This window comes from Actinomyces qiguomingii, from assembly GCF_004102025.1.
In the GTDB taxonomy this organism is placed as follows: Bacteria; Actinomycetota; Actinomycetes; order Actinomycetales; family Actinomycetaceae; genus Actinomyces; species Actinomyces qiguomingii.
Genome location: NZ_CP025228.1, coordinates 887,573 through 913,624, shown reverse-complemented (window position 1 = coordinate 913,624; position 26,052 = coordinate 887,573). Strand labels below are relative to the sequence as shown.

18 protein-coding genes are annotated in these 26,052 nt (G+C 67.0%); 15 read left to right on the top strand and 3 right to left on the bottom strand.

Features of this window, described 5'->3' with window-relative positions:
- The first annotated feature begins 72 nt into the window (after positions 1–72).
- Positions 73–1,764 carry a dolichyl-phosphate-mannose--protein mannosyltransferase gene (locus tag CWT10_RS03725; protein WP_103062634.1) on the top strand — a complete coding sequence of 564 codons (1,692 nt, stop codon included), beginning with the start codon at positions 73–75 and terminating at the stop codon, positions 1,762–1,764.
- Between the two features lie 96 nt (positions 1,765–1,860).
- On the opposite strand, the gene CWT10_RS03720 is transcribed toward CWT10_RS03725, so the two are convergent.
- Positions 1,861–2,769, bottom strand: coding sequence for a type 1 glutamine amidotransferase (locus CWT10_RS03720; protein WP_103062633.1), 909 nt, complete (start codon positions 2,767–2,769; stop codon positions 1,861–1,863).
- A 300-nt stretch (positions 2,770–3,069) separates the two neighbouring features.
- Between CWT10_RS03720 and CWT10_RS03715 the strand changes: the two genes are divergently transcribed.
- The 10 genes from CWT10_RS03715 to CWT10_RS03670 all read left to right on the top strand — a co-directional run bounded on the left by CWT10_RS03715 (position 3,070) and on the right by CWT10_RS03670 (position 13,657).
- A complete protein-coding gene (locus tag CWT10_RS03715; RefSeq protein WP_244936776.1) occupies positions 3,070–5,163 on the top strand; it encodes a TPM domain-containing protein in 2,094 nt (697 codons plus the stop codon).
- Positions 5,164–5,323: 160 nt separating this feature from the next.
- Complete coding sequence (locus CWT10_RS03710) at positions 5,324–6,169, top strand: PspA/IM30 family protein (RefSeq protein WP_103061878.1); 846 nt, start codon at positions 5,324–5,326, stop codon at positions 6,167–6,169.
- 399 nt (positions 6,170–6,568) lie between these two features.
- The gene (locus CWT10_RS03705) at positions 6,569–7,393 is read left to right on the top strand and encodes an alpha/beta hydrolase family protein (RefSeq protein WP_103061877.1); all 825 of its coding nucleotides are present in this window, start codon (positions 6,569–6,571) and stop codon (positions 7,391–7,393) included.
- Between the two features lie 194 nt (positions 7,394–7,587).
- Positions 7,588–8,043 (top strand): PTS sugar transporter subunit IIA, encoded by a 456-nt coding sequence (locus CWT10_RS03700; RefSeq protein ID WP_103061876.1) that lies wholly within the window; start codon positions 7,588–7,590, stop codon positions 8,041–8,043.
- 71 nt (positions 8,044–8,114) lie between these two features.
- The gene (locus CWT10_RS03695; protein ID WP_103061875.1) at positions 8,115–8,423 is read left to right on the top strand and encodes a PTS sugar transporter subunit IIB; all 309 of its coding nucleotides are present in this window, start codon (positions 8,115–8,117) and stop codon (positions 8,421–8,423) included.
- Positions 8,420–9,712 (top strand): PTS sugar transporter subunit IIC, encoded by a 1,293-nt coding sequence (locus tag CWT10_RS03690; RefSeq protein WP_103061874.1) that lies wholly within the window; start codon positions 8,420–8,422, stop codon positions 9,710–9,712. The genes CWT10_RS03695 and CWT10_RS03690 overlap by 4 nt, the downstream gene beginning before the upstream one ends.
- Positions 9,709–10,143: a hypothetical protein gene (locus CWT10_RS03685; protein WP_103061873.1), complete on the top strand. Its 435-nt coding sequence runs from the start codon at positions 9,709–9,711 to the stop codon at positions 10,141–10,143. Before CWT10_RS03690 ends, CWT10_RS03685 begins: the two co-directional genes overlap by 4 nt.
- A gap of 109 nt (positions 10,144–10,252) precedes the next feature.
- Entirely contained in the window at positions 10,253–11,098 is an 846-nt protein-coding gene (locus CWT10_RS03680; protein WP_103061872.1) for a class II fructose-bisphosphate aldolase, read from the top strand.
- 25 nt (positions 11,099–11,123) lie between these two features.
- Positions 11,124–11,744: a P-loop nucleotide/nucleoside kinase family protein gene (locus CWT10_RS03675; RefSeq protein WP_158247581.1), complete on the top strand. Its 621-nt coding sequence runs from the start codon at positions 11,124–11,126 to the stop codon at positions 11,742–11,744.
- A gap of 2 nt (positions 11,745–11,746) precedes the next feature.
- Positions 11,747–13,657, top strand: a complete 1,911-nt coding sequence (locus tag CWT10_RS03670) for a BglG family transcription antiterminator (protein ID WP_103061870.1) — start codon at positions 11,747–11,749, stop codon at positions 13,655–13,657.
- A 970-nt stretch (positions 13,658–14,627) separates the two neighbouring features.
- Here the strand turns inward: CWT10_RS03670 and CWT10_RS03665 are convergent.
- Positions 14,628–15,833 carry an IS110 family RNA-guided transposase gene (locus tag CWT10_RS03665; protein WP_128683273.1) on the bottom strand — a complete coding sequence of 402 codons (1,206 nt, stop codon included), beginning with the start codon at positions 15,831–15,833 and terminating at the stop codon, positions 14,628–14,630.
- 718 nt (positions 15,834–16,551) lie between these two features.
- On the opposite strand from CWT10_RS03665, the gene CWT10_RS03660 reads away from it, so the two are divergent.
- The 3 genes from CWT10_RS03660 to fucP all read left to right on the top strand — a co-directional run bounded on the left by CWT10_RS03660 (position 16,552) and on the right by fucP (position 20,426).
- Complete coding sequence (locus tag CWT10_RS03660; RefSeq protein WP_103064150.1) at positions 16,552–18,321, top strand: L-fucose isomerase; 1,770 nt, start codon at positions 16,552–16,554, stop codon at positions 18,319–18,321.
- A 259-nt stretch (positions 18,322–18,580) separates the two neighbouring features.
- The gene (locus CWT10_RS03655; RefSeq protein WP_103064149.1) at positions 18,581–19,009 is read left to right on the top strand and encodes an RbsD/FucU family protein; all 429 of its coding nucleotides are present in this window, start codon (positions 18,581–18,583) and stop codon (positions 19,007–19,009) included.
- A gap of 76 nt (positions 19,010–19,085) precedes the next feature.
- Positions 19,086–20,426 carry an L-fucose:H+ symporter permease gene (gene fucP / locus CWT10_RS03650; RefSeq protein ID WP_233188358.1) on the top strand — a complete coding sequence of 447 codons (1,341 nt, stop codon included), beginning with the start codon at positions 19,086–19,088 and terminating at the stop codon, positions 20,424–20,426.
- A gap of 88 nt (positions 20,427–20,514) precedes the next feature.
- Here the strand turns inward: fucP and CWT10_RS03645 are convergent, their stop codons facing one another.
- On the bottom strand, positions 20,515–21,510 hold the full coding sequence (locus CWT10_RS03645) for a LacI family DNA-binding transcriptional regulator (RefSeq protein ID WP_103064194.1): 996 nt from the start codon (positions 21,508–21,510) through the stop codon (positions 20,515–20,517).
- Between the two features lie 62 nt (positions 21,511–21,572).
- Between CWT10_RS03645 and CWT10_RS03640 the strand changes: the two genes are divergently transcribed.
- The gene (locus CWT10_RS03640) at positions 21,573–26,042 is read left to right on the top strand and encodes a DUF3418 domain-containing protein (protein WP_103064147.1); all 4,470 of its coding nucleotides are present in this window, start codon (positions 21,573–21,575) and stop codon (positions 26,040–26,042) included.
- Positions 26,043–26,052 lie beyond the last annotated feature (10 nt).

Sequence of the window (26,052 nt, the reverse complement as noted above, 5' to 3'; positions counted from 1 at the left end):
AACCAAACCACGCAGCCGCGCACCGAGAATCAGCTGCGCGCTCAGCTGGGGCTGGAGCCTCTCGGAACCGAAATGCCCAAAGCGATGCGGGTCAATGGGTGGATCGTCACGGCGGTGGCCGGGCTCGTCGCCGCACTGACACGGCTGGTGGGTCTTAGCCACCCGCATAAGCTCATGTTCGACGAGATCTATTACGTCAAAGAGGGCTACGCGCTGTGGCGCAACGGATACGAGTCGGTCTGGTCCGAGGGCGCCGATGAGCTCTTCGCCCAGGGGGACTTCTCGGCGCTGACATCCGAGGCCAGCTATGTTGTGCACCCACAGCTGGGCAAGTGGCTTATTGGCTTGGGGATGCAGCTGTTCGGCGCAGATTCGTCCTTCGGGTGGCGGATCATGCCCGCCCTGGCGGGCATCTTGACGGTCGTCGTGCTGACACGTTTGACTCTGCGCCTGACTCATTCACCCCTGCTCGCCGGCCTGGCCGGCCTGCTGCTGGCGATAGACGGGGTCGGCATCACCGAATCGAGGATCGGCCTGCTGGACGGGTTCATAAGCCTGTTCGCTACGGTCGCACTGTACTGCCTGGTGCGCGATCGGGAGTGGTCCCGGGCTCGCTTGGCGGCAGACATGGCCGGTACATCCACCGATACCTTGACGCCCGCACCCCTGGCGCCCCGGGCGCATCTGCGTCCCTGGCTGATAGCGACGGGGGTCGCGATTGGACTGGCCTGCTCGGTGAAGTGGTCGGGCGCCTACCTGTTGGCCGCCGTCGGGATTCTCGTGGTTGTTTGGGACACACTGGCGCTGCGCCGAGTCGGTGCGCGTGCCTGGTTCCTTGAGGGGGCGGTCGCCCGTGGAGTTGGTGACTTCATTCGGCTGGTTCCAGTCGCCTTCATCGTGTATCTCAGCGCGGGTTGGGGTTCTTGGTTCTCTCATGAGGGCGCTTTCAAGCATGGTTGGGCGGCGGCGCAGCGGGACGCGACGGGCACGGTGGCACGCTCCTGGCTGCCGGATTCACTCAATGACCTGCTTGAGTATCACCTGACGATGTACGACTTCCACGTCGCTCTGGATTCGGAGCACCCATACATGTCCAAGCCGATCGGCTGGCTGGTGCAGTGGCGCCCAACATCGTTCTACTGGCAGGGCACGGAGGACATGGTCGGCACCGACTGTGATTCGGACCGCTGTATCCAGGCGATCACGTCGATCGGCAATATTCCGATCTGGTGGGCGGCGCTGGTGGCGCTGCTCTTCGCCCTCGTGGTGCTCGCGATCCGCAACCGCGACTGGCGCGTATGGGTGCCGCTGATCGGGTACATCGGTCTGTACCTGCCGTGGTTCCTTTACTCCAAGCGAACCATTTTCACCTTCTACACGGTCGCATTCGTGCCCTGTGTGGTCTTGATCCTGGTACTCGCACTCGGGTACGTCTCCGGAATGCTTCGACCTGTTCCCGGGTCCGCCGGCGAGCAGCAGGAGGAACGGCTGCTTGACGAAGGGGTAATCGGGCCGGGCCGCAGCTACCCGCGCGGCCGTGTCGCTTCATACTTCGGTTTCGGCATCCGCCCCAACCGGTTGCACCTTCCCGAACAGTGGACCGGGGTGCCGTCCTGGCGTATCCGCGCAGAAGGTCTGGCCCTGATTATCGGTCTGTTGATAGCGGCTATCGTATTCACATTCGCGTGGTGGCCGATCTGGACGGGCCAGAGTGTGCCCTACACGTTCTGGCACTGGCACATGTGGCTGAACTCCTGGGTGTGAGCCCGGCCGACTGCCGGCCTCGTACTTGGACCGCGGTCCAACCGCAGCCAGGGGGTCCACTCCCATACTGCTGAGGGAAAACCGACCGCCGTCGCTTCAGAAGTTCGTCGACACTTTGTGCAGCCTGTAAGCGCGGGCCTGTCGGGCGAAAACCCGTGCCAGCGCGCGGCCGAAGGCCTGGACCACAGGCTCGGCCCGCTCCGCGTCCGCGCGCACGCGTCGCCCTGCGGCGACCGCCTGGAGGGGAAGCTCATCATCGGTGAGGGCTTTCAGTTCCTCCTCATCGGTGACCGCCCCCATCTTCCAAGCGGTGATACGCGATTCCACCATTTCCAGGCGCTCGGGCGTGGATTCCGGGTGGTGTTGGAGGGCCAGGAGCCTGCCGGCACGCCAAGCCTGTACCGGCGCGCCCGCGGATGAGGCCAGCAGGGTGGCCGACTCCGGCAGGGTAACCACGCCGTCGTCATGGGATACAAGCACCGGCAGGCGGGTGCCGTCGCGGGTAGGGATGCCCGCACGCACGGCGGCGCGCACGGATTCGTCGACGATCTCGGAGAACAACGGATCGGTGCCCGCCGCCTGGGTCAATTCCAACTCCACCACGCCGCGCTCCGTGCCGTGCGGTGACGGGGCAGCAGTGGTTCCGCCGATGGCCTCGGCGGCAATTTGAGCGCCCAAGCAGATGGCGATAGCCGGCAGTCGCGTCTGCACTACACCACGCAGCAAATCGCGCAGCGGGGTGATCCAGGGATGCCCAGCCTCATCATGGGCACTCATAGGCCCGCCGAGCACAACCAGACCATCGCCGAGCTCGTTCAAAGTCGGTAGTGGATCGCCGGCTTCGGGGCGCACCATACGCACACTGAGGTTCTGGGCTGACAGCCACTCGCGCAGGCGTCCCAGGGGCGCCTGCGGCTCGGGCTCGATCACGGTGATGAGCGTCTCCGCGCGGCCGCCAGCGTGTAGAACAGTTGCCATATCGGCGGGACGGTTGGGTTCGGTCATGGGGACTATTGATGGGGGCGCATGCCGCAAGTGCAAGACCGGTGGACCAGCTGTGAGCCGCTCAACGGCCCCACCCCTCCCGGGCCACCCCTCACCGCGACCTGTCGACATAACCGCCGAGATCGGTCGAAGTTACGTGCCAGCGGCGAAAACGCTTGCCGTCCCCCTCCTATGCAGGGACGATTACCCCTGATGCGATCATTTGCCCGCCCGTCCACGGGCCCCACCTCCACGGGCCCCACTGCCTACGCCAGGTCCTGCCGTTCTTGCAGAGCTCACGGACCGGCGTTGTCCTTGCCCGTGCCCCGGCGCATCGCCCGCTTCGCGATCGGTGCCGTGCTGCTCGGCGCCGTAGCCGCCGCTGGAACCGTGCCGACGGCGAGTGCCGCGCCAGGCGCCGAGACCGGCGCCTTCACCGCGACCTCCTTGACAGCTACCGCCAGTGCCGCAATCGTGCCGGCAGAAGTATCGACGCGTATTGCCGGCCACATCAACGACGACGCGGGCCTGCTCAACGCCGACCTCGCCCAGGCGGCCGTAGACAAACTGGCCGAGGACGGCATTGGCCTGTGGATCGTCACCATGCGCGACGCCTCCCAGACCGCCGAGCAATACGCCGCCAAGGCCTGGGAGGCATCCGGGTTCGACACCACCGACCTGCTGCTGGTTATCAACATGCCCGCCGACGGCACCAACACCTTCGCTTTCGGCGGCTCGACCTACGACTCCGTCTGGTCCGACTCCAAGATGGCCTCCGTACGCAGCGATATCCAGCAGGCCCTGCGCAGTGGGAACTACGACGGCGCCGTGGCCGCCATTGCCGACGCCACCGGCTCCGGCTCGGGCGGCTCCGGCGCCGCCCTGGGGGTGGGCCTGACCGTCGTCGGTGTGGGCGCCGTGGGCGCCATCGCCTACAGCCGCAGCCGCAAGCGAAACACCGGCACCGGCCAGGCCGTCCAGCCTGCCGAGCCCCTGGAGCAGCTGCGCACCCGCGCGGGCGCCACCTTGGTGAGCACTGACGACGCCGTGCGCTCGGCGGCCGAAGAACTTTCTTACGCGCAGGCCCAGTTCGGTCTGTCCGCCACCGACGCCTTCACCGCTGCGCTGACCACCGCCCAGGAGCATGTCGCCCAGGCATTCGAGCTGCGCGGCCGGTTGGACGGGGCCGCCGACGAGTCCCAGCAGCGGCAGCTGTGCCAGGAGATTCTGATGCGCTGCAACGAGGCCACCGCGGTCATCCAGGTCCAGGAGGAGGCGTTCAAGGAGCGGCGCGGCATTGAGGAGAACCTGCCCCGTTCCATAGCGGAGACCGCCCAGCGCGCCGACGAGGCCGAGCAGGCCGTCACCGCGGCGGATACGCTGTTGGTCACCCTGCACGCCACCTACCCCGCCACGGCGCTCAGCTCCATCGCCGAGGCGCCCGCGCGCGCCCGCAAACTGGTGGAGGCGGGCCGGACCGCCCTGGACCAGGCCCGCTCCAGCGTGGAGGCAGGCAACCACTCCACGGCCGTTGAGCAGGTGCGCATCGCTCAGGCCTCGATCGCTCAGGCCGGCGATCTGGCCGGGCAGGTCAGTGGCGTACGTGAGCGGCTGGAACGGGCCCAGGCAGATCTGGAGGCGGCTATCGTCTCCATCTCCTCCGATCTAGTGGACGCCCGACGGCTGGCGGGGCAGGTGCCCGCGGCATCGCTGCAGCCGCTGGTGGCCGACGCCGAGGCGGCCGTGGCCGAGGGACGCGCCGCCTCAAATCCTGACGGCGACCCGCTGGCCGCCCTGGACCACCTGGAGCGCGCCGAGTCCGCACTCGACGCCGCCCTGGCACCGGCGCGGGCGAAGGAGGAGAACGACTCGCGCGCCCGGGCCTCCCTGGTCTCGCGCCTGGGCCGGCTCAATTCCCAGATCTCGGCGGTGACCTCCTACATCACCAGCTACCGCGGCGCTGTGGGCTCCCCCGCACGCACCGCCCTGGCCGAGGCCGCCCGGCATGCGGCGGCCGCCACCTCTCTGCAGAACACCGACCCGACGGCGGCCCTGGCGGAGGTGACCTCCGGAGAGTCCCTGGTGGCGCAGGCGCAGGCCCTGGCGGAGGCGGATGTCCGAAACTCGGGTTCCTGGGGCCCCGGTTCGGGCGGCTCATCCGGACAGGGAGGCATCGACCTGGGCTCACTCGTGCTCGGCGGCATTCTGCTGGGCGGTAGCCGCAACTACGGCGGCTGGGGCGGCGGCCCGCGTCCGCCGCGCGGCGGCGGCTTCGGGGGCGGCTTCGGCGGGTCCCGCGGCGGCGGCTTCGGCGGGTCCCGAGGCGGCGGCTTCGGGGGCGGTTTCGGCGGCGGAGGCGGCAGCTTCGGCGGGGGCCGCGGGGGCGGTTTCGGCGGCGGAGGCGGCCGCTTCTGAGTCGCCACCACCACACGGCGCTGGCCACCCACGCCCCGACGCCGAGGATCGTCGTCGGCGAAACTGACCGTTATATGCGAAAGACTGGCCGTTACCTGGAATTATGGTCCCGGTACACTCGCCCGGCGACCGCCGGACGAACACGACGAAGGGAAAGCACATGGCTGAAAAGCAGTCGATCCTGGGGCGCATCGCCCAGCTCACCCGAGCCAATATCAACGCCCTCATCGACCGCGCCGAGGACCCTGAGAAGATGCTCGACCAGCTGGTGCGCGATTACAAGGCCTCCATCGCCGAGGCTCGCGACGCCGTAGCCCAGACCATCGGCAACCTGCGCCTGGCGGAGAAGGATCACGACGCTGACGTCGCCGAGGCCAAGGACTGGGGCAACAAGGCACTGGCCGCCTCCCGCAAGGCCGATGAGCTGCGCGCCAGCGGTGACGCCGCCGGGGCCGACAAGTGGGACTCTCTGGCCAAGATCGCGCTGACCAAGCAGATCACGGCGGAGAACGAGGCCAAGCAGGCCGAGCCGATGATCGCCTCCCAGCAGCAGGTCGTCGACCAGCTCAAGCTCGGCCTGCAGCAGATGGAGGCCAAGCTTGGCGAACTGCAGTCCAAGCGCGACCAGTTGATCGCCCGCCAGAAGACCGCCGAGGCTCAGGTGAAGGTACAGGGCGCCATTCGCTCGATCAATGTCATGGACCCCACCAGCGAGCTGTCCCGCTACGAGGATCAGGTGCGCCGAGTCGAGGCGCAGGCCGCCGGGCAGATGGAGATCGCCGGTGCGTCCCTGGAGGCGCAGTTCGCCGAGTTGGAGTCCGCGGACCAGCAGTTGGAGGCCGAGGCGCGTCTGGCCGCTCTCAAGGCCGGTGGCAACTCCGCGCTTCCCGCGGCCTCCGCCCCGGCCCAGATCACCGGCAGCGACGTTGATGCCGCCTTCGAGGCTCTCAAGGCCGAAGGCGCACAACCTGACGTAGCAGCCGAGGACGAGCAGTCCTCATACTGAGTCAACACACGGAAGTCAACATCCGCGACCGTATCGTCGCTGACACCGTCGGCGCCCTCCCCGGCCATGGGGTGGGCGCCGACCCGGCCTCCGGCCCGGCCGGCTTGGACATGCCGGTCGATGAGTCGATGAACCAGGCTCGCGGCCCGGCCGGGCCTGCTCCCGCCCATGCGGGCATCCTCTACGACACCTCAACCGCTGGCTACAGGCACACCTGCACCATCGGCCACCACCGTCAGCCACATCCAACAAGACAACCGCGTAGACCTCCGCCTCCTGGCGTCGGTTATCCAGACCGCAGCTGACACCGGGTCGTCACCTTCACGCTGCCAGCGCAATTGCCCTGGTCACGGGGCCAACCGCCGTGACTTGCGGCTGGCCGTGACCTAGTTTGAAGTCATGGCGAACTTGCGCATCGACACCACCCGTGGCGTGAATCTGGCCGCGACGATGCACTTGCCCGACGGCGCCGCCCCCTTCGACGCAGACGCCTTCGATGAAGAAGCCGTGGGTTCTGGTCACGCCGTCCCGACGCGTGAGGAGGGGATCGTAATCCTCGCCCACGATTTCCTCACCGACCGTCATGGCCTGGCTCACAGTCTGGACAAGCTCGCCGAGCAGTACCGCCGAGCAGGTCTGGCCACGCTCCAGTTCGACTTCTCCGGCCTGGGCGAATCCGACGACGACGTAATCACCCTGGCGGGCGAGATCGAGGACCTACAGGCCGTGTCCGCCTGGCTCGCCAACCGCGGCTATGTCCGCCAGGCCATCCACGCCAACGGCTTCGGCGCCACCGCAGCGCTTTTGGCCCGACCCGCGCAGGTGCGCACCGCCGTGGTCGCCGGAGCCGTGGTCGGTCCACAGTCGATCCTGTGGGAGAACGTATTCTCCTCCGAGCAGCTCGACGAGCTCGATCGGCACGGACTCACCCGTCTGCCCGATGACAACCCAAACCCGCGTAGATGGGATGTGCTGAGCAAAGAGACTCTCGCGGACGTCTCCCTCCAATCGCCCGACAGGACCATGGCCGATCTGCCCTGGCCCATCCTCATGCTGCATGGAGCCCTGAGCGAGGAGCTCCCAGACACGGCCTCCGCAGCCGCGGAGGCATTCCCCCTGCTGCCCGAGGGCAGCCGTCTGCACCAAGTACAGACCGAGGGGGACGCGGCCGCACAGGAGATTGCGCGCCTGAGCACTGAGTGGGTAACCCGCCGCCTACGCTGATCCCTCCCACCGAGACCGGCTGAAATAACCACCGAGACCGGTCGTCGTCACCACCGAGACCGGTCGAAGCGGCAGGAACGCCGAGCTCAGTCCACCCCACCAAGTTTCCTCAATGCCCCCAGCAGGCGGAAGAACTTCTGTTGGATAGCTCACACGCCTTCCCCCGATACTCATGCCTACGGAGGAGCGAAGGCATGAGTACAGCACTGACCGACCTGATCACCGACGACCGCGTCATCATTCACAAGGACGTGGACACCTGGCAGCAGGCGATCGCCGTCGTCGCCGAACCCCTCCTAGCCGACGGCTCCATCACCATCCAGTACGTCAAGGCAATGATCGAAGCCGTAGACCGCTTCGGCCCCTACATTGTGCTATCCCCGCACCTGGTCCTCGCCCACGCCCGCCCGGACACCGGGGTGAAACGACAGGCAATGAGTGTTCTAACCCTGAAACATCCCATCAGCTTCAACCATCCCGAGAACGACCCGGTAGACATCGTGTTCTGCCTGGCCGCCGTCGACGCCGACTCCCACATCCAGGCGCTCAAGGAATTCGTGGCGATCGCGGGAGACCGCCCCCTGCAGGAGCGCCTGGTCGCCGCCGGCACCGTCGCGGAGTTCCAACGGATCCTCCGCCGGGAGGAATGAGCCGCCGGGCTCCCTCCGAAGCCCGAGTCCCCGAAGTCGCCAAAACCGGTCCAGACACGAAGGAGTATCCCATGACCAGACCACTTGACATCTGCTTCATCTGTGGAGCAGGACTCGGCAGCAGCCTGGCCTGCCAAATGGAGGCGGAAGAGGTCCTCGCCGCCGCCGGCATCCGCGCCAATCTGGGACACGAGGCCATTTCCGGAATACCGGGCGTGCGCGCGGACATCATTGTCTCCGCCGAGAACTTCAAGCCGACGATCGAGAAGTACGAGCTCGACCCGGACATCGCATTCGTATTCCTCAAGAACATCGTAGACAAGACCGAGATCGCCGCCAAGCTCCTCCCGGTCGTCCAGGAGAAGGAGGCTCAAGCATGAGCGTAATCAACTGGATCATCAACAACGTCCTCACCCAGGCCGGGATCATTATCGGCCTGATCGCCATGCTCGGCCTGATCCTGCAAAAGAAGGGCCTGGGCGCAGTAGTGATCGGCACGTTCAAGACCATTCTCGGCTTCTACGTGCTCTCGGCCGGATCAGCAGTGTTGGTGACCACGCTGACGTACTTCGGAGTCATGTTCCAGGCGGCCTTCCACACCACCGGGATCGTGCCCAGCATTGAGGCCGTCAACGGCTACGCCACCAACAACCTGGGACTAGGCGGACAGATCGCCCTGGCCTTCCTGGGTATTTTCATCGTCAACATCCTGCTGGCTCGCTTCACTCCCTGGAAGTACATCTTCCTCACCGGTCAGGCACTGCTGTGGATGTCCACCATGACCGTCGTCTTCGGCCACGCCGCCGGGCTTCGTGGCGCCTGGCTGATTCTGGCCGCCAGCCTGGTGGGCGGATTCTTCTGCGTGGCCATGCCCGCCCTGGCGCAGCCCATCGTGCGCCGCATAACCGGCAACGACGCGATCGCACTAGGGCACTTCTGCACCATCGGCTACATGGTCGAAGCCGGAGTCGCCTGGCTGGTACGCAAGCGCAATGTGGACAAGCAGCCCTCCACGGAGGATCTGAAGCTTCCCCGCTCGCTGGAGTTCCTGCAAGACACCTACATGTCCCTGGCCGTAGTCATGATCCCGTTATTCCTCGTGGTCGCGGCCGTAGCCGGGCCCGAGCCGGTGGCTGAGGACGTCGGCACCATGAACTACATGATGTACGCCTTCTTGCAGTCCATTCAGTTCGTCGTCGGCGTCTACGTCCTCATGGCCGGCGTCAGGCTGCTGCTGGGAGAGATCGTCCCCGCCTTCCGCGGCATCTCCATGAAACTGGTGCCCGACTCCAAGCCCGCGTTGGACTGCCCGGTGCTGTTCCCCTACGCACCCAACGCGGTGGTCATCGGCTTCATCACCACCACGATCGGCACCCTGATCGCCATGGTGGCGCTGCCCGCCGTCGGCTTCGCCGTGATCGTGCCCGGCATGCTCACAAACTTCTTCGCTGGCGGCACCGCCGGCATCTTCGGCAACACTGTGGGCGGGCGTCGCGGCGCCATCATCGGAGGTGTAGTGCACGGCCTGTTCATCACACTGCTTCCGGCGCTGCTGGTAACCACCTTCATGAACCTGGGCTTCCCCAACCTGTCCGCGACCGACGTCGACACCATCACCGCCGGCCTACTGTTCGCCTACATCGTCCGCCCCATCATGAACGCGCTGTGAGGCATGACATGGGACTATTCAACAGAAGACGCAAGCAGAGCGGGAACCAGCCCGCCCAGGCCGCCGACGCCGTCGCCCAGCCCGAAGCCTCACAGGACCACACCACCAAGGAGGCCCTACGGGAACGTGCCTCGGCACTCACGGCTCAACTGGAGGAACTAACCGATCCAGAGGAACGCATCAGGCTACTCAACGAACGCGGCGGCCTTCTCCAGCAACTCGGTGATTATGACGCCGCCATCGAAAGCTACGAGGCCTCCATGGCGATCCGCGAGCAGTTCGGACCGGCCTACAGCGCCCTGCTCTCCCTGTACAACGACCGCCTAAAGGCAGCCGCCAAGGCGCGCGATGACGCCGCAATTGAAGAATGGACGGCCAAGCTCGACGGCCTGACCGCACTTTCCAAACGAGTCATGCGTTCACAGTTCTAACCGTCCACTGCGCCAAATGCCACCCCTCCGGGCGCCGCGACCCGAAGGCCGGCAGCGGCGTCGTCGGCCGCATAGGCCTCAATCCCCGTATTGAAAGGACCCATCAGCCATGTATCTGCCAATCACCCCCATACTCGCCGAGGCCCGGCGCGTCGGGTACACCGTCGGCGCTTTCAACGCCCACAACCTGGAAATGGTCCCGGCAATGATCCGCGCCGCCCGCGACCTGGGATCCCCGATCATTATCCAGACCTCACCCGGCACCGCCCGCTATGTGGGCATGAAGAACCTGGTGGCGGTGTGCCGGGCGATGGCCGAGGATGAGATCGTCGACGTCGCCCTGCACCTGGACCACGCCACCGACCTGACCGATATCCGCGACGCCGTCACGGCCGGATACTCCTCAGTAATGTTCGACGGCTCCCAGCTGCCCTTCACCGAGAATGTGGCCAAATCGCGTCGCGTGGTCGCCTTCGCCCATGAGCACGGGGTCTCCGTGGAGACGGAGATCGGCACCATCGGCGGTACGGAGGAGGGCATCCGCAACCGGGAGGGCAGGTACACCCAGCCGGAGGAGGCCCAGCAGTTCCTCAGCGAAGTCGACTGCGACGCGCTCGCCGTCAGCATCGGCACCAACCATGGCCAGTTCAAGTCGAAAACCAAGATCGACCTGGACCTGCTCGGCCGTATCGACGACGCCGTCGCCGTGCCCCTGGTGGTGCACGGCGGCACCGGCGTGGACGAGTCCGACTACCCTGCGCTGACCGCCCGGGGCATCCGCAAGTTCAATGTCGGCACGGAACTGCTGGTTGGCTGGACCCGCAAGGCACAGGAGACCTTCGGGGCCACCAAGGTCAATGCCTCGCTGCGCAACAACATCGTGCCCTGCAACGACGTCGTCGGTGACATCGTCGCCCGCAAGATCGCGTTGTTCATGGGACACCGCCCCGAATGAGTCCACGACCTGGAAGGCGATGGCCATGACTGGCGCAGTGCTCGTATTGCTCGCCGGCCTGCCCGGCACCGGTAAGACCCACCTGTGCTCACGCATCAGGGCATGCTTCCCAAATTGCACTCAGGTATCGATCGACGTCGTCAAAGAGGCGCTTTGGGAGCGGTACGGCTTCGACGACGCCGCTCAGAAACGGGAACTGGATGACATGGCGCTGCGGCTGTTCTTCTCTGATCTGGACACGGCCCTTGGTCATGCCCATGACAGCGCAGCCATGGTGGTGTCAGACTACCCCTTCAGCGATAAGCAGGAACCGACGCTGCGGGCGCTGTGCGAGCGACACCGGGCCACCGTGATGACGATCCGGCTGACAGCCGACCTGGAAGTGCTGTTCGAACGACAGCAGCGGCGGGATTTGGATCCCTCACGGCATTTGGGTCATATCGTCGACCACTATCACCGTGGCGACACGCTGAAGGACCGTACCGCGGCCACCGGGCTGCTGACCCGTGAGGAGTTCTACCGTCGCTGCACCACGCGCGGTTATGACGCCTTCCGCCTCGGAGACCTGCTGGAGGTGGACGCCACGGATCTGGACGCCGTCGATCATGAGGCGATCCTGAAGTGGATCGCCGCCCGGAGTGAGTAGCCATGACGAGTTTCGAGGATCTGTTGCAGATCCTCCAGGAGGAGAACCGCACACTGTCCTCCTCCGAGTTGGCCACCCGGCTGGCCGTATCGGCCCGCACGATCCGGAACTACGTGGCCGCAGCCAACAACCGGTACGGACGTGTGGTGTCTTCCTCCCACGCCGGCTACCGCCTTGATGCGACTGCCTTGGCCAGAGCCCGACTGGCGCAGCCAGAAGCCGGGTTAGGCGATGACGGTCCCGAGGCCCGGCTTACTCGTATCCTGCAAATACTTGTATCTGCGCTGAAGCCGGTCAGTGTATTCGACTTGGCGGAGAAGTTACACGTCTCCGATTCCACTATCGAGGCCGACCTGGGTAAGGCCCGGCCGCTGGCGGCGCAATTCGGTCTGCGCCTCAACCGCGATCACGAGCGACTCTCGCTTGAGGGGGATGAGGCGGCCCAGCGCCGTCTCATGCGGCGCCTGCTGACCGGGGCCGCCGTGCGCCGGCGCCAATTCATCGACGTCGAGGAAGTCGCCCGCCGCCTTGACGAGCCGGAGTTGCTGGGCTTCAAGAAGCAACTGCGGGGGGTGCTGAATGACTTTCAGTTGTCCATCAACGAGTGGACGGCCGACGAGTTGGTAGCCCACATAGCCATCATGGTCGACCGGGTGCGGCAGGGTCGGTCCGTTCATGATTCGCAGCTGCCTCCCGGCGACGCCCTCGCACCGGTGTCTCACGCGGTGAGTGAACTCGTGGCACGAGTCTTCGGCGTGCAGGTGCCGGAGCGGGAGGTCGCCTATCTGGCGCTGCTGCTCCTGACCAAGGCCGCCCCCACATATCCAGAGGAGGCCTCCAGCCCAGAGGTCCGGGCATTCCTTGACGAGCATTACTTGGATATGGTTACCCGGATCGTCGCAAAGCTCAACGCCAACTATCTGGTGGACCTCGCGGACGACAGGTTCATCGCCTTCCTGGCCCTGCATGTGCGCAGCCTGGTGCAGCGGGCCGCATACCACGACTCCGCCCGCATCCCGGTGGGGCAGTCCGTTAAGAACACCCACCCCCTGGTACATGAACTGGCCGTGTTCATTGCCCGACAGATCCAGTTGGAGACCGGCATTGAGGTCAGCGAGGACGAGATCGGCTTCCTTGCCTTCCATGTGGGGGGTCGCCTACTGTCCATGCATGCGCAGGACGATCAGGTCGCCGTCGCCATCGTCGTCCCCCGCTACTACGACGTCCATGTCTCCCTAATGCATGCAGTGGAAATCGCGTTGGCGGGAACCGGAAGGGTGGACCGGGTGATCACGGAGGTCGACGCCGTCGGGCCCGAACTGACCGCCGACCTGATTGTTACCACGGTCCCGTTGCCTAACGCACCTGATGTTCCAGTTGTGCGTACGGGACTGCTGCTCACGGACGCCGACCTGGAACGGATTCGAGAGATGGCCGCTGACATCGCCGCCGGCCACAAGTGGTTCAAAGCCGCAGCATGGCTGACCACGGTGATGGAGCCAGAGTTGTTCGCCCGCATCGCGGGAGGGCGGGACCGCGACGCCTCCCTGGAAATGGCGGCGGGTCTGCTCGCCCGGGCTGACGCCGTCGGCCCGGAGTTCCTGGATCAGGTCAAGGAGCGCGAGCGGCTGTCCACCACCGCCTTCGCCTCCGGCGCCGCGATCCCGCATACAATCGAGATGACCGCCGCACGCACTGCGATTGCCGTGTGCCTTGCCGACCGTCCCATCGACTGGGATGGCACCCCAGTCACCTTGGTGGCGATGCTGTGCCTGTCCGCCGATAGCCGCGATGCCTTCGGGGATGTATTCGACGCCGTGATCAGGGCGCTGGTGGATCCCGCCAAGGTCGCCCGTCTGTCCGCGGCCGACTCCTACGACGCCTTCGTCGCCACCATGCTTGACGTGCTGTGACTCGGGCAGCCCGTCGGCGTTCCTCGCCGTCTGAGGCGGGCACGGCCTTTGGATGCGATCCACGACCTTGGGGGGCGTTTTACGACCCCGGGGTAGTCGTAAAACGCCCCCCAAGGTCGTAAACCGGCTCTTCCGGTTTGATGGTGTGGTGGTTGGGGCCGGGGCTGCGGTGTGGTGGTCGTTTTCGGGTGTGGGAAGTCGTTTTCGGGTGTGGGAAGTCGTCTTCGATGGGTGTCGATCTGCCGCAGACGACCTCTTCCTCCCCAAACCCTCCACATTCGGGCGGGTTTCGGGCCGGTAAGGGCATTATCGGGCTGATGAGAACGTCTTCGCCGAACCAGGGACGTTCTCCGGCCGACGGGGATGTTGTCGGGCCGGCGGTGGAGGGCCTTGCGGGAACGATTCGTTAGGGCCGTTGAGACCATCCGAACGCCGACCGGAGCGGCGGCCGTCGACGGCACCGCTCAGTACTTACAGTGATTCCGCTGCTTGCTAATAATGCCGCGACCCCAGGCGCCTCGGGCGCGCATGCGCCGCTGAGGGGCACGGACCTGGGGCGTGTCCGCCCGTGTGCCCCGCACGACGGTTCGTCATGAACGGCGACGATTCGTCACTTGGCACCAACGCTTCGGCACTTCCCACGACGGTTCGTGCCTCTAGTTGCCGAACCGTCGCGGGAAGTGACGAACCGCCGACCAGAACAAACGAACCGTCAGGCCCACTCCAAAGCCGACACCAAAGCACTACCACCTCGGTACGTCATTAGTGCCGGTCTCGGTGTGTTACAAGTGCCGGTCTCGGCGTGTTACCTCACCCAGCCGCACACACCCGGCGAACCGCCACACCCTCAAACCGGAAGAACCAGATACGGCACGAACACCCCGCCTGTGCCGGCAGGATCCCACGGATTCGTTGGAATCATGCGGATCTGGTGCACGGCTTCGGGCGGGGGGTGCCCCTATGTGGTTTGTCAAGCGGCGGCGGGTAGTTGTTGGGCTGGTGGGTCGTAGAGGGATCCGTCTCGGATCATGGCGTATAGGGTGAGTATGCGGCGGTGTGCGAGTGCGAGTATGGCTTGGTTGTGTCGCTTGCCCTGGGCGCGTTTGCGGTCGTAGTAGGCCCGGGATGCGGGGTCGGATCTGAGGGAGGCGAAGGCTGACAGGAACATGGCTCTCTTGAGGCGCTTGTTGCCCGCGTGGGAGACGTACTCGCCGCGTATGGAGGACCCCGACCGCCGGGTGACTGGTGTCAGGCCGGCGTAGGAGGCCAGGTGGGCGCCGGAGGGAAAGGTCTTGCCCGCGGTCTCTGCCAGGAAGACGGCGGCGGTCCTGACCCCCACCCCGGGCATGGAGGTCAGGACCGGGTAAAGAGGGTGGGCCTCCACCAGGGCCTCAACCTGGGCGGCGACATCGTCGCGTTGGGCGTGTAGGGCGATGAGCTGGCGGGCCAGGTGTGGCAGCACCACCCCGGCCGCGTCGGTACCAGCGACCACGACGGTCTGCTTGTTCAGGGCGTCGGTGATGGCTTTTGCCCAGGCGGCATGGCGCTTGGCGCCCTTGGATTTGAGCTTGGCGTCAATCCGCGCCCGGCCGGCCTTGCGCAGGTGGGCTGGGGTGGGCCAGGCGGCGATCACCTCCAGTATTGGGTCGTGTTCGAGCCACTTGCCCAGCACAGTCTCCAGGGCTGGGTGGATTTGGGTGTACAGGCCCCGGATACGGTTAGCGGTCTGATTGACCTGGCGGGCCAGGTCCAGGTCAAACCCTGTGAGCATGCTCAACGCGGCCGCGTCCTTGTCCGAGGCGTCGATCGCTCGCAGCGTGTGGGGCATGGTGCGGGCAGCATCCGCGATCACCGCCGCATCGCGAGCGTCGGTCTTGGCATTGCCCGGGGTCAGGTCGGCGATCCTGCGCATGGACAGGCCGGGTAGGTAGCCCACGGTGATACCCATCGCCTGAGCCACCGCCACCGCCAGGGCCCCGATCGTTGCCGGCTGATCCACAGCCACCAGGACCCGGCCATGCTCACCCAGACGCTCGTACAGGTCCCTAAGCCTGGATTCGTCGTTGGGTAGGGCCTTGTCGAAGATCTTCTTCCCGTCGTCGGTCAGGGCCGTGGCCCAGTGCTCGGCCTTGCCCACGTCGATACCGACGAAGACCTCCACATCCTCGATGTTCACCTTTCCTGCGCCTCTCTCGTGCGTTGGTGGGTCAGCCTGTCAGGCAGACGGCCCCGCACCCACGTTACGAAAGACATCGCCGCGCTGCGGCGGGTCGTTCCCCTAATCAGCGATCACCACCCGCCCGCCACCATGGGTGACAACACCCCCCGGATCATCAAACGACAGGGGCAAGACATCATGCCCACAGCGGCTGGCCCGGCCCCGGACTTCCCGGAACCACCAACAAGGTAACGGGATCCTCGTTTGTGCCGAATCTGGACACTTCCCCGCCCCGCCGGCCCCACCAACCGAACTCGTTGGTTATATCGACCGAACTCGTTGGTTATTTCGACCGAACTCGATCGTCATATCGACCGAACTCGTTGGTTATATCGACCGAACTCGGTGAGGGGAGGGAAGCGAACCCAGTCCAGGCCGGCGACGACCGCACCTACGCCGAGGCCGTCTGCGGACAGGTGGGAGCAAGCCTTGGCGATCTGCTCGCCGGCGTGCTGAAGAAGCATGGGGGTGCCCTTCCATCAGGTGCGGCGCCGCGATGCGTCCCGCCGCGAGACCTCATCACAACCCGGATGCCATGTTTGCGCTCTCACGCCTACAGCACCGCAGATCGCAAGCTATTGCTTGACATCGCTCACGCGCAGCACACATACTATGTTGGCGCTCTTATTGAGGTGCGCCGCTCTGGTCACCGACGCCCAGCGAAAGGCAGTAGCCCATGTCCACCACCTATCCCGCCATCGGTATCCGTCCCCTCATCGACGGACGCCGGGGCATTCGCGAGTCCCTCGAAGACAAGACGATGCAGCTCGCCAACGACGTCGCCGAACTCATCGCCTCCCATCTCACCTACCCCGACGGCTCCCCCGTACGCACCGTTGTCTCCAACACCACCATCGGTGGTGTCAGCGAAGCCGCCGCCTGCAAGGAGCAGTTCCGCACCGAGAACGTCTGCGCAGATCTCACGGTCACCGCCTCCTGGAACTACATCACCGAGGTGCTCGACCTCGACTCCTCCATCCCCCACGCCATCTGGGGCTTCAATGGCACCGAACGCCCGGGAGCAGTCACCTTGGCAGCCGCCGCCAGCGCCTACAACATGCTCGGCATACCCTGTTTCGGCATCTACGGTCATGACGTCCAGGACGCCGAAGACTCCGGACTCACCGACGACGTCGTCGAGAACCTGCTGCGCTATGCCCGTGCCGCCCTCGCCGTCGGCCTCATGAAGGGACGCAGCTACCTGTCCATCGGCACCGTCTCCATGGGCATCGCCGGCTGCCGCCCGCCCGAGCAGTTCCTCGCCGACTACCTCGGCATGCGCACCGAGTACATCGACATGATCGAGATCGACCGCCGCATCGAGCAGGGCATTTACGATCACCAGGAGTATGACAAGGCTCTGGACTGGGCTCGAGAAAACCTGCGCATCGGTGAGAACCACAACCCCGAGCACAACCGTGTCACCCAGGAGGAGTACGACGCCCAGTTCGAGTACTGCGTCAAGATGATCCTCATCGGACGCGACCTCATGGAGGGCAACCCTAGGCTCGCCGAACTGGGCTTCGTCGAGGAGGCCGGCGGGCACGACGCCATCGCCGCAGGGTTCCAGGGCCAGCGCCAGTGGACGGATTTCAAACCCAATGGCGATCTCATGGAGACCATGATCAACACGACCTTCGACTGGAACGGTAGGCGTCCCGAGAAGGTCTTCGCCACCGAGGCCGACGCCGCCAACGCCATCACGATGCTCTTCAACTCGGTGCTCACTCACCGCCCCCAACTCTTCAGCGATGTGCGCACCTACTGGAGCCCCGCATCGGTCAAGCGCATCACCGGCTACACCCTTGAGGGTCGTGCCGCCGACGGGTTCATCGACCTGCGTAACTCCGGCGCCACCACCCTCAACGCCGCTGGCCAGGAAAGGGACGCCCAGGGGCATCCCATCATCAAGCAGTGGTGGGAGATCACCGAGGAGGACATCGCCAATGACCTGGCCGCCACAACCTTCCACGCCGCCACCCGCGAGTACTTCCCCGGCGGCGGGTTCTCCACGCACTTCGTCACCGCCGGCGACATGCCCGTCACGGCGGCGCGGCTCAACTTCGTTGCCGGTCAGGGCCCGGTCCTCCAGGTCTCCGAGGGGTGGACCGTCTGCCTGCCCGACGAGGTCCGCATCACAATCGAGGACCGCACCGACCCGACCTGGCCGACGACCTTCTTCGTGCCCCGCCTGACCGGCGCGGGCGCCCACACCAGCGTCTACGACTGGATGGCCAATTGGGGCGCGAACCACACCGCGACCGGCTACGGCCACTTCGGCGCCGACCTGCTCACCCTTGCCGCCATGCTGCGCATCCCCGTGTACATGCACAACATCCCGCGAGAGCACATCCTGCGCCCCAAGGCCTGGATCCCCTTCGGCACCGCCGACCTGGAAGGGGCTGACTTCCGGGCCTGCGCCGCTTTCGGCCCCATCTACCGCTGATGGACGCACCACGACGACGAGCACCGACGCACGCCCCCAGGGGCCAAAGCACAACGGCCAGCACGACTCCCTCGCGCTGACTCTCGGCTCGAGTTCGGTCCGCGCCGACGACGCAGTGCGTCTGCTGCGCAACCTGACCGGCATCTGACTCCTCCAGGAGTGCTGGCAGGCCTGAGCCGAGGAGGATACGCCGGCACTGCACGACCGCGGCCTGCTCCTCACCGAACATACTCCCTACCACACAACGAAAGGAGCGATGATGCTCCGCAACATACCCGCCAACCTGTCTCCTGATCTGGTCAAGATCCTGCTCGAAATGGGGCACGGAGACGAGATTCTCCTCGCCGACGCCAACTTCCCCGGCCACCACCTGCACCCCGTCACGGTGCGCGCGGACGGCCTAGGCATTCCCGACCTGCTGCGCTCGATTCTCCAGCTCATGCCGCTGGACCGGTACAGCGACTACCAGGTCGCCCTCATGGAGACCGTCGGTGACGACCCGCGCCCGCCCGTGTGGGACATCTACGAGCAGATCTGGACCGAGGCCGAGAAGGATGCCGGACCGGTCGCGGTGCGCACCATCGAGCGCATGGCCTTCTACGAGCACACGCCGTCCGTCGCCGCGGTGGTCATCACCGGAGAAACCGCCCTGTACGGCAATCTCATCCTCAAGAAGGGAGTCCTGTAAAGCCCGCAGTCGCGGGCACTCGACCCGAACACTCCCGGCTGCGTCCGGGAACTCTCCCCTGCAACGGAGCAGAACCATGTCAACCGCAGTATCCCCCACCCCCACCGATTCCGGCCCCGGCGCGAGCACTGCTCCCGAACGAGGGTTCCTTCACCCGGGGATGACGATCCCCTTCGGCCTCCTGGTGGCGTGTTTCGCCGCCTGGGGCCTGGCCGCGAACATGACGGATCCCCTCGTCAAGGTCTTCCGGTCCGTGTTCTCGATGAACAACGTCCAGTCCTCACTCGTCCAATCCGCCTACTACGGCGCCTACTTCTGCCTGGCGCTGCCGGCCGCGTGGATCAACTCGCGCCTGGGTTACAAGGGAGGGGTCCTCATCGGGCTCTCACTGGCCGCCACCGGCGGCCTCCTGTTCATCCCGGCGTCGCACGTGATGACCTATTCGGTGTTCCTCGCGGCTCTGTTCACGCTCGCCTCCGGCCTGTCGATCCTCGAGACCAGCGCCAACCCCTTCGTCATGGCCATGGGCCCGGAGCACAACGCCACCAGGCGCCTGAACTTCGCGCAAGCCTTCAACCCTATCGGCTCGAACCTCGGCGTCCTGCTAGCCACGACCCTGATCCTGCCCAACGTCAACCCGGCGACCGCTGCGCAGCGCGAGGCGATGACCGAGGCCGAGCTGCTAGCCACCCGCTCCGACGAGCTGCAGGCCGTTATGGGCCCCTACGTCGTCCTCGCGTGCCTGTACATCCTACTCGCCATCAGCATCGCTACCGTCAAGGTCCGCGAGCGCCCGCCCAAGACCGTTAGCCGCACGACCTCCCAGAGCCGGTTCATGCGCCTGCTGGCCAACAAGCGCTACAGCTTCGGTGTTGTCGCCCAGTACTTCAATATCTCCGCCCAGACCTGCATCTGGACCTATATGCTCCACTACGTCACCGAGGCCCTGGGCGTATCGGACACTGTCGCGGGCTACTGGCTGCAGTGCTCCCTCATCGTCTTCCTCGTTAGCCGCTTCGCCATGGTGTGGCTGATGGGCCGTTACGATGGCCGTCGGCTCATGGTCATCACCTGTGTGACCGGCGTGTGTCTGGCGCTGTTCAGCACGGTGAGCGTCAACGTCGTCGGCGCCGTCGCCGTCGCGATGCTCTCGGCGTGCATCTCCCTGCTGTTCCCCACCATCTACGGCGAGGCCCTCAAGGGCATGGGTGAGGAGGACACGAAGTACGGCGCCGCTGGCCTGGTGATGGCCATTATCGGAGGTGCCACCATGCCGCTGGTCCAATCATGGGTTATGGATCGCTCGTCCGCCGCTGTCTCGTACGTGGTGGTAGCGGTCTGCCTGGCCGTGTGCGCCGCCTACGCCCTCTACACGCTGCGTCTGGATGATCCGGAGCCCGCGCCGTCCGCCGCCTGAGCGTACGGGCCACCCGCCGCACAGGGGGCTGGGAACAAGGGGCCGGGACTGGCTGCCCACCACAGGAGATGGACCGGGGCCGGCGCGCTCAAGAGCGCGAGGAGTCGCGCACAACAAGCTCGGGCGTCAGTGTCATCGATTCGGCGGAGCCACCGTCCAGAGCCTCGGCGGTCAACGCCAGGGCCTGGCGCCCAAGCATGTCAAAGTCCTGTATAACCGTGCTGAGAGAGGGTGTTGACCAGCGAGCCTGCGGTATGTCGTCGAAGCCCACCACGGCCACGTCCTCGGGCACCCGCACGCCCGCGGCGAGCAACTCGTGGCACACACCGAGGGCAATGTCGTCATTGGCGGCAAGGATGGCGTCGGGCAGCCCGGACTCCAGCAGGCGTCTGGCCACGCGCGCCCCCGTCTCACCCGTCCACGCGTCCGTACCGATCCACCGCCCCGGGACCCCCGCCTCAGCGCACACCGCCTGGTAGGCGGACAGGCGCTCGGTTGCGTCCTGCCAGGCGAGATCGCCCGTAATGTGCAGGAGACGACGTCGTCCCTGGTCGAGGACGTGCTGCGTGGCCAGGCGCTCGCCCAATGCCTGGTCGATGCCTACTGTCCGCAGCGACGCGAACGCGTGCTGTCCCGAAATAACCACGATGATGCGGTCCTGGTCGCGCTGGGTCGACAGCACCGCGAGCACATCGGCGCGCTGCGCGAGCACCACGATCGAGTCGACCCGGTACCCGCGCAGGTGCGCAAGCGCCGCGGTGACCGAGGCGGGATCTGTGCCGTCGGCCGTCGCGAGGATAAACTCACTGCCGTGCTCACGCACAGCGCGCGCCAATGCCGCAAAGACCTCGGACATGCCGTGGGACAGACTCGCAGCCAACAGGATGCCAACGGCACCCGAGGACCCCGAGGCCAGGGACCGCGCCGCCAGGTTGGGCTCATAACCGAGTGCGGTCACGGCGGCCATGACGCGCTGGCGAGTCCCCGGCCGGACCGATGGATGGTTGTTGAGCACCCGCGAGACCGTCTGGGAGGACACCCCGGCGGCAGTGGCGACATCGGATAGGGTCACGGGGCTGGGCATGACCTGTATGTTACGCGTGGCGAGCCGGGACTGGACGGGGATGGGCCACAATAGGCCCCCTGATGAGTGACAACAAGCGACCTACCCGGCGTGCGGGCCACCCCGAAACCGGAAACGGCGATGGCAGGCGGGGACGCCGCCCCCGCCGATCGCGCCCCCAGCGCGGTCGGCGCCAGTGGCGGGGCTTCACCCCCGAGCAGGTTGAATCCCGCCGCACCGCCGTCCCGGTGATCACCTACCCCGAGGAGCTGCCCGTCAGTGCCCGCCGGGAGGAGATCGCCGCCGCCATCCGCGACAACCAGGTGGTGATCGTGGCCGGGGAGACCGGCTCCGGCAAAACCACCCAGCTGCCCAAGATCTGCCTGGAGTTGGGCCGCGGCATCACCGGTATGATCGGTCATACCCAGCCGCGGCGCATCGCCGCCCGCTCGGTGGCCGAACGCATCGCCTACGAGCTGTCCACCCCCATCGGCCCGGACGGCGTGGTCGGCTACCAGGTGCGCTTCACCGAGGAGACCGGCCCGGGCACGCTGGTCAAACTCATGACCGACGGCATCCTGCTGGCGGAGATCCAGTCCGACCCGCTGCTGCGCCGCTACGACACCATCATCGTGGACGAGGCGCATGAGCGCAGCCTGAACATCGACTTCATCCTCGGTTACCTGGCCCGGCTCCTCCCCCAGCGCCCGGACCTGAAGGTCATCATCACCTCCGCCACCATCGACTCCGAGCGCTTCGCCGCCCATTTCGGCCAGGGCTCCGCTGCTCCCGTGATCGAGGTGTCAGGGCGCACCTACCCGGTGGAGATCCGCTACCGGCCACTCGTCCCCGACCCCATGGACCCCGACGGCCCCGACGCCGCCGGATTCTCCCCCACTGCAGCCGGCTCCTCCCCCACTGCCCGGGGCCGACAGGGCACCGAGGCGACGCCCCCCACGCCGGAGACAGAGCGCGACCAGGTCACCGGCATCCTCGACGCCGTCGACGAGCTCATGGCCGCCGGCAGCGGCGACATCCTGGTCTTCCTGGCCGGTGAGCGGGACATTCGCGACACCGAGTCGGCCCTCATCGACCATCTGGGTTCGCGCTACACCCCCCACGGGCGCACCTCCACGCCCGGCGCGGTCGAGGTGGTGCCGTTGTTCTCCCGTCTGTCCACCGCCGAGCAGCACCGCGTCTTCGAGGCGCACACCTGCCGCCGCATCGTGCTGGCCACCAACGTGGCCGAGACCTCCCTGACCGTGCCCGGCATCCGCTACGTCATCGACCCCGGGCTGGCACGCATCTCCCGCTACTCCAACCGCACCAAGGTGCAGCGCCTGCCGATCGAGCCGGTCAGCCGCGCCAGCGCCAACCAGCGCTCCGGGCGCTGCGGACGCGTCGCCGACGGCATCGCCATCCGCCTGTACTCCCAGTCCGACTTCGAAGCGCGCCCGGAGTACACCGAACCGGAGATCCTGCGCACCTCCCTGGCCTCGGTCATCCTGCAAATGGCCGCACTCGGCCTGGGGGATGTGCAGGACTTCCCCTTCCTGGATGCCCCCGACGCCCGCGCCGTACGCGACGGCATCCAGCTGCTGGGCGAGATCGGCGCCATTGAGACTTCCGGGCGCGAGGGCTCGGGGCGGCGTCGGAGCGGGCGGGGCGACGGCGTCGGCGGGCCACGACTGACCGGGGTGGGTCGGCACCTGGCCCGCCTGCCCATCGACCCGCGGCTGGGACGCATGCTGCTTCAGGCCGGTGAGCTCGGCTGCGTCAGCGAGGTCATGGTGATTGTGGCGGCGCTGTCCATGCAGGACGTGCGCGAGCGCCCGGCCGAGCATCAGGAGGCCGCCGACGCCCTGCACCGGCGCTTCGCCGAACCGACCAGTGACTTCCTGACCTACCTGAACCTGTGGCGCTACCTGCGCACCCAGCAGCGCGACCTGTCCGGCTCCGCCTTCCGACGCATGTGCCGCTCCGAGTTCCTCCATTACCTGCGAGTGCGCGAGTGGCAGGACGTGTACAACCAGCTGCGGCAACTGGCCCGCCCGCTGGGGCTGGCCGCCGCCCCCGTGGACCTGCCCACCGCGAGCGCCGTGCGCGCGGCCGCCGCCGGCCTGGCGCCGGGCACGCAGGCGGCCACCATCGCCCACGGGGACGTGGCGGCCGCCGTAGTCGCCCTGGGGCGCAGTGCGGACACGCCCAGCGCCGACGCCATCCACCGCTCCCTGCTGGTGGGGCTGCTTTCCAACGTGGGTACCTGGGACGAGCGCCGCCGCGAATATGCGGGCGCCCGCGGCAGTCACTTCGTGATCTGGCCGGGCTCGGGGCTGCGGCGCAAGAGCTACGACTGGGTGATGACGGCGGAGCTGGTGGAGACCTCCCGGCTGTTCGCCCGCACCGTCGCCAAGGTGGATGCCCGCTGGATCGAGGAGGCGGCCGGGGCGGCCGGGCTGCTGCACCGGGTGTACGGGGAGCCGTACTGGTCCACGCGCCGCGGCGCCGCCATGGTGCACGAGAAGCTGCTGCTGTACGGGATGACCCTGGTGGCCGACCGCCCGGCCACGCTCGCCTCGGTCGGCACGGCCGATGCGCGCGAGTTGGCGCGGGAGATGTTCATCCGCTCCGGGCTGGTGGAGGGCGGCTGGCACGCCCGGCACGGCTTCGTGGGGCGTAACCGGGAGCTGTTGGAGGAGCTGGCCGACGTAGAGCAGCGGCGCCGCGAGCACGGGCTGCTGGCCAGCGACGAGGCCCTGTTCGACTTCTACGATGACCGCCTGCCCGATGACATCTACGGCGCGAACGACTTCGACGTCTGGTGGAAGCGGGAGCGCCGCAACCGTCCCGGCCTGTTCGACTTCACCCGCGAGCTGCTGCTGCCCGGCGGGGATGACACCGCTGGCTACCCGGATGCCTGGGTGCAGGGGGACCTCACCCTCGGCCTGGACTACGTGTTCGAGCCGGGCGACCCGGACGACGGCGTGAGTGTGCTGGTTCCAGTGGAGGTACTGGGGCGCCTGGAGCCGGTCGGCTTTGACTGGCTGGTTCCCGGGCTGCGGCCCGAGCTGGCGGTGGCCACCATCCGCGCCCTGCCCAAGCGGGTGCGTCGGGCGCTGGTGCCCGCGCCCGACGTCGGGGCGCAGGTGTGGGAGGCGATCCGCCGGGACGTCCCCGGCGCGGCCGGGGGTGCGGGGGCGCCGTCGGCGCCGCAGGTCCCCTTCCGGGAGGCCTTCGCGGATGCGGTGCGGCGCCTGCGGCAGGTGGAGATCAGTGAGGCCGACTGGGAGGAGGCGGCCGAGCGACTGCCCGACCACCTGCGCATAGCCTTCGTGGCCGTGGACGGCGCCGGTCGGGAGCTGGACCGGGACAAGGACCTGGTGGTGTTGCAGCGCCGTCAGGCGGGCCGCACCGAGGAGGCCGTGCGCGACGCCGTACATGGGGCGATCGCGCAGGCCATGGCCGACGCGCAACGGGCGCAGGGCCGACGCCGCGGCGGGCGCGGCAAGCGGCGCGGTGCGGGCGCGGTTGCACCGGGGGGCAGCAGGGGCGGCGCCGACGGTCACGCCGCGGGAGCGGCGAGCGGTGGTGCGAAGAAGATGCGCGGCGTCGGGCAGGCCTTGGCCGAGCGTGCGGGACTGACGGACTGGCCCAAGGGCGTCACCGGCCTGGAGGGCGCGGAGCGCTCCACTATTCCGGCCACGATCGAGACCCCGGGCACGGCCGGTCTGGTGGTGCGCGGTTACCCGGCCCTGGTGGCGACCGGTGCGCGCCGCGCAGACCTGCGGATCCTGCCCGACGCCGTCGCCCAGGAGCGCGCGCACGGTGACGGAGTGACGGCGCTGGCCCTGGCGCGCACCGCCCTTCCCACGGCCCGCATCACCTCCCGGTGGAATCCCACCGAGACGCTGACTTTGGCGGCAAGCCCATACCGGAGCACCGAGGCGCTGGTGGAGGACATTCAGCTGGCGGCCGCCCGGGTAGTAGCCGACCGGTGGGCTGTGGCGCGGCGCACGCCCCTGGCCGGCGTGCGCGAGCAATCCGTGTTCGAGGAACTGGTGGCCGTCATGCGCCGGGAGCTGGAGGATGAGGTCTATCGGATTGTGCAGATCGCCGCCAAGACGCTGGCCGCGCAGCGGGAGGTGGAGCGGGAGGTGTCGGCCCACACCTCGCTGGCGCTGCTGAATACGCTGCAGCAGGTGCGCGAGCATGCGGCGGCGCTGGTGAAGGACGGCTTCATCGCCGCCACCCCGCCGGAGCAGCTCCCGCACCTGCCCCGGTATCTGCAGGCGCTGGCGATGCGGGTGGTAAAGGCGGAGTCCTCCCCCAGCCAGGATGCGGCGCTCGCCTACCAGGTGGAGCAGGCGGAGCGGCTTCTATCCGACGCCAAGGCCCGGGCCGCGGCGCTACCGGCGGACCCCGAACGGGAAGCCGTGCTGACCGAGGCGCACTGGCTGATTGAGGAGCTGCGCGTGAGCCTGTTCGCGCAGACGCTCGGCACCGCCCGCAAGGTCAGCGTGCAACGCATCAGCAAGCTGCTCGCCAAGGTCTGAGTGGTATTCG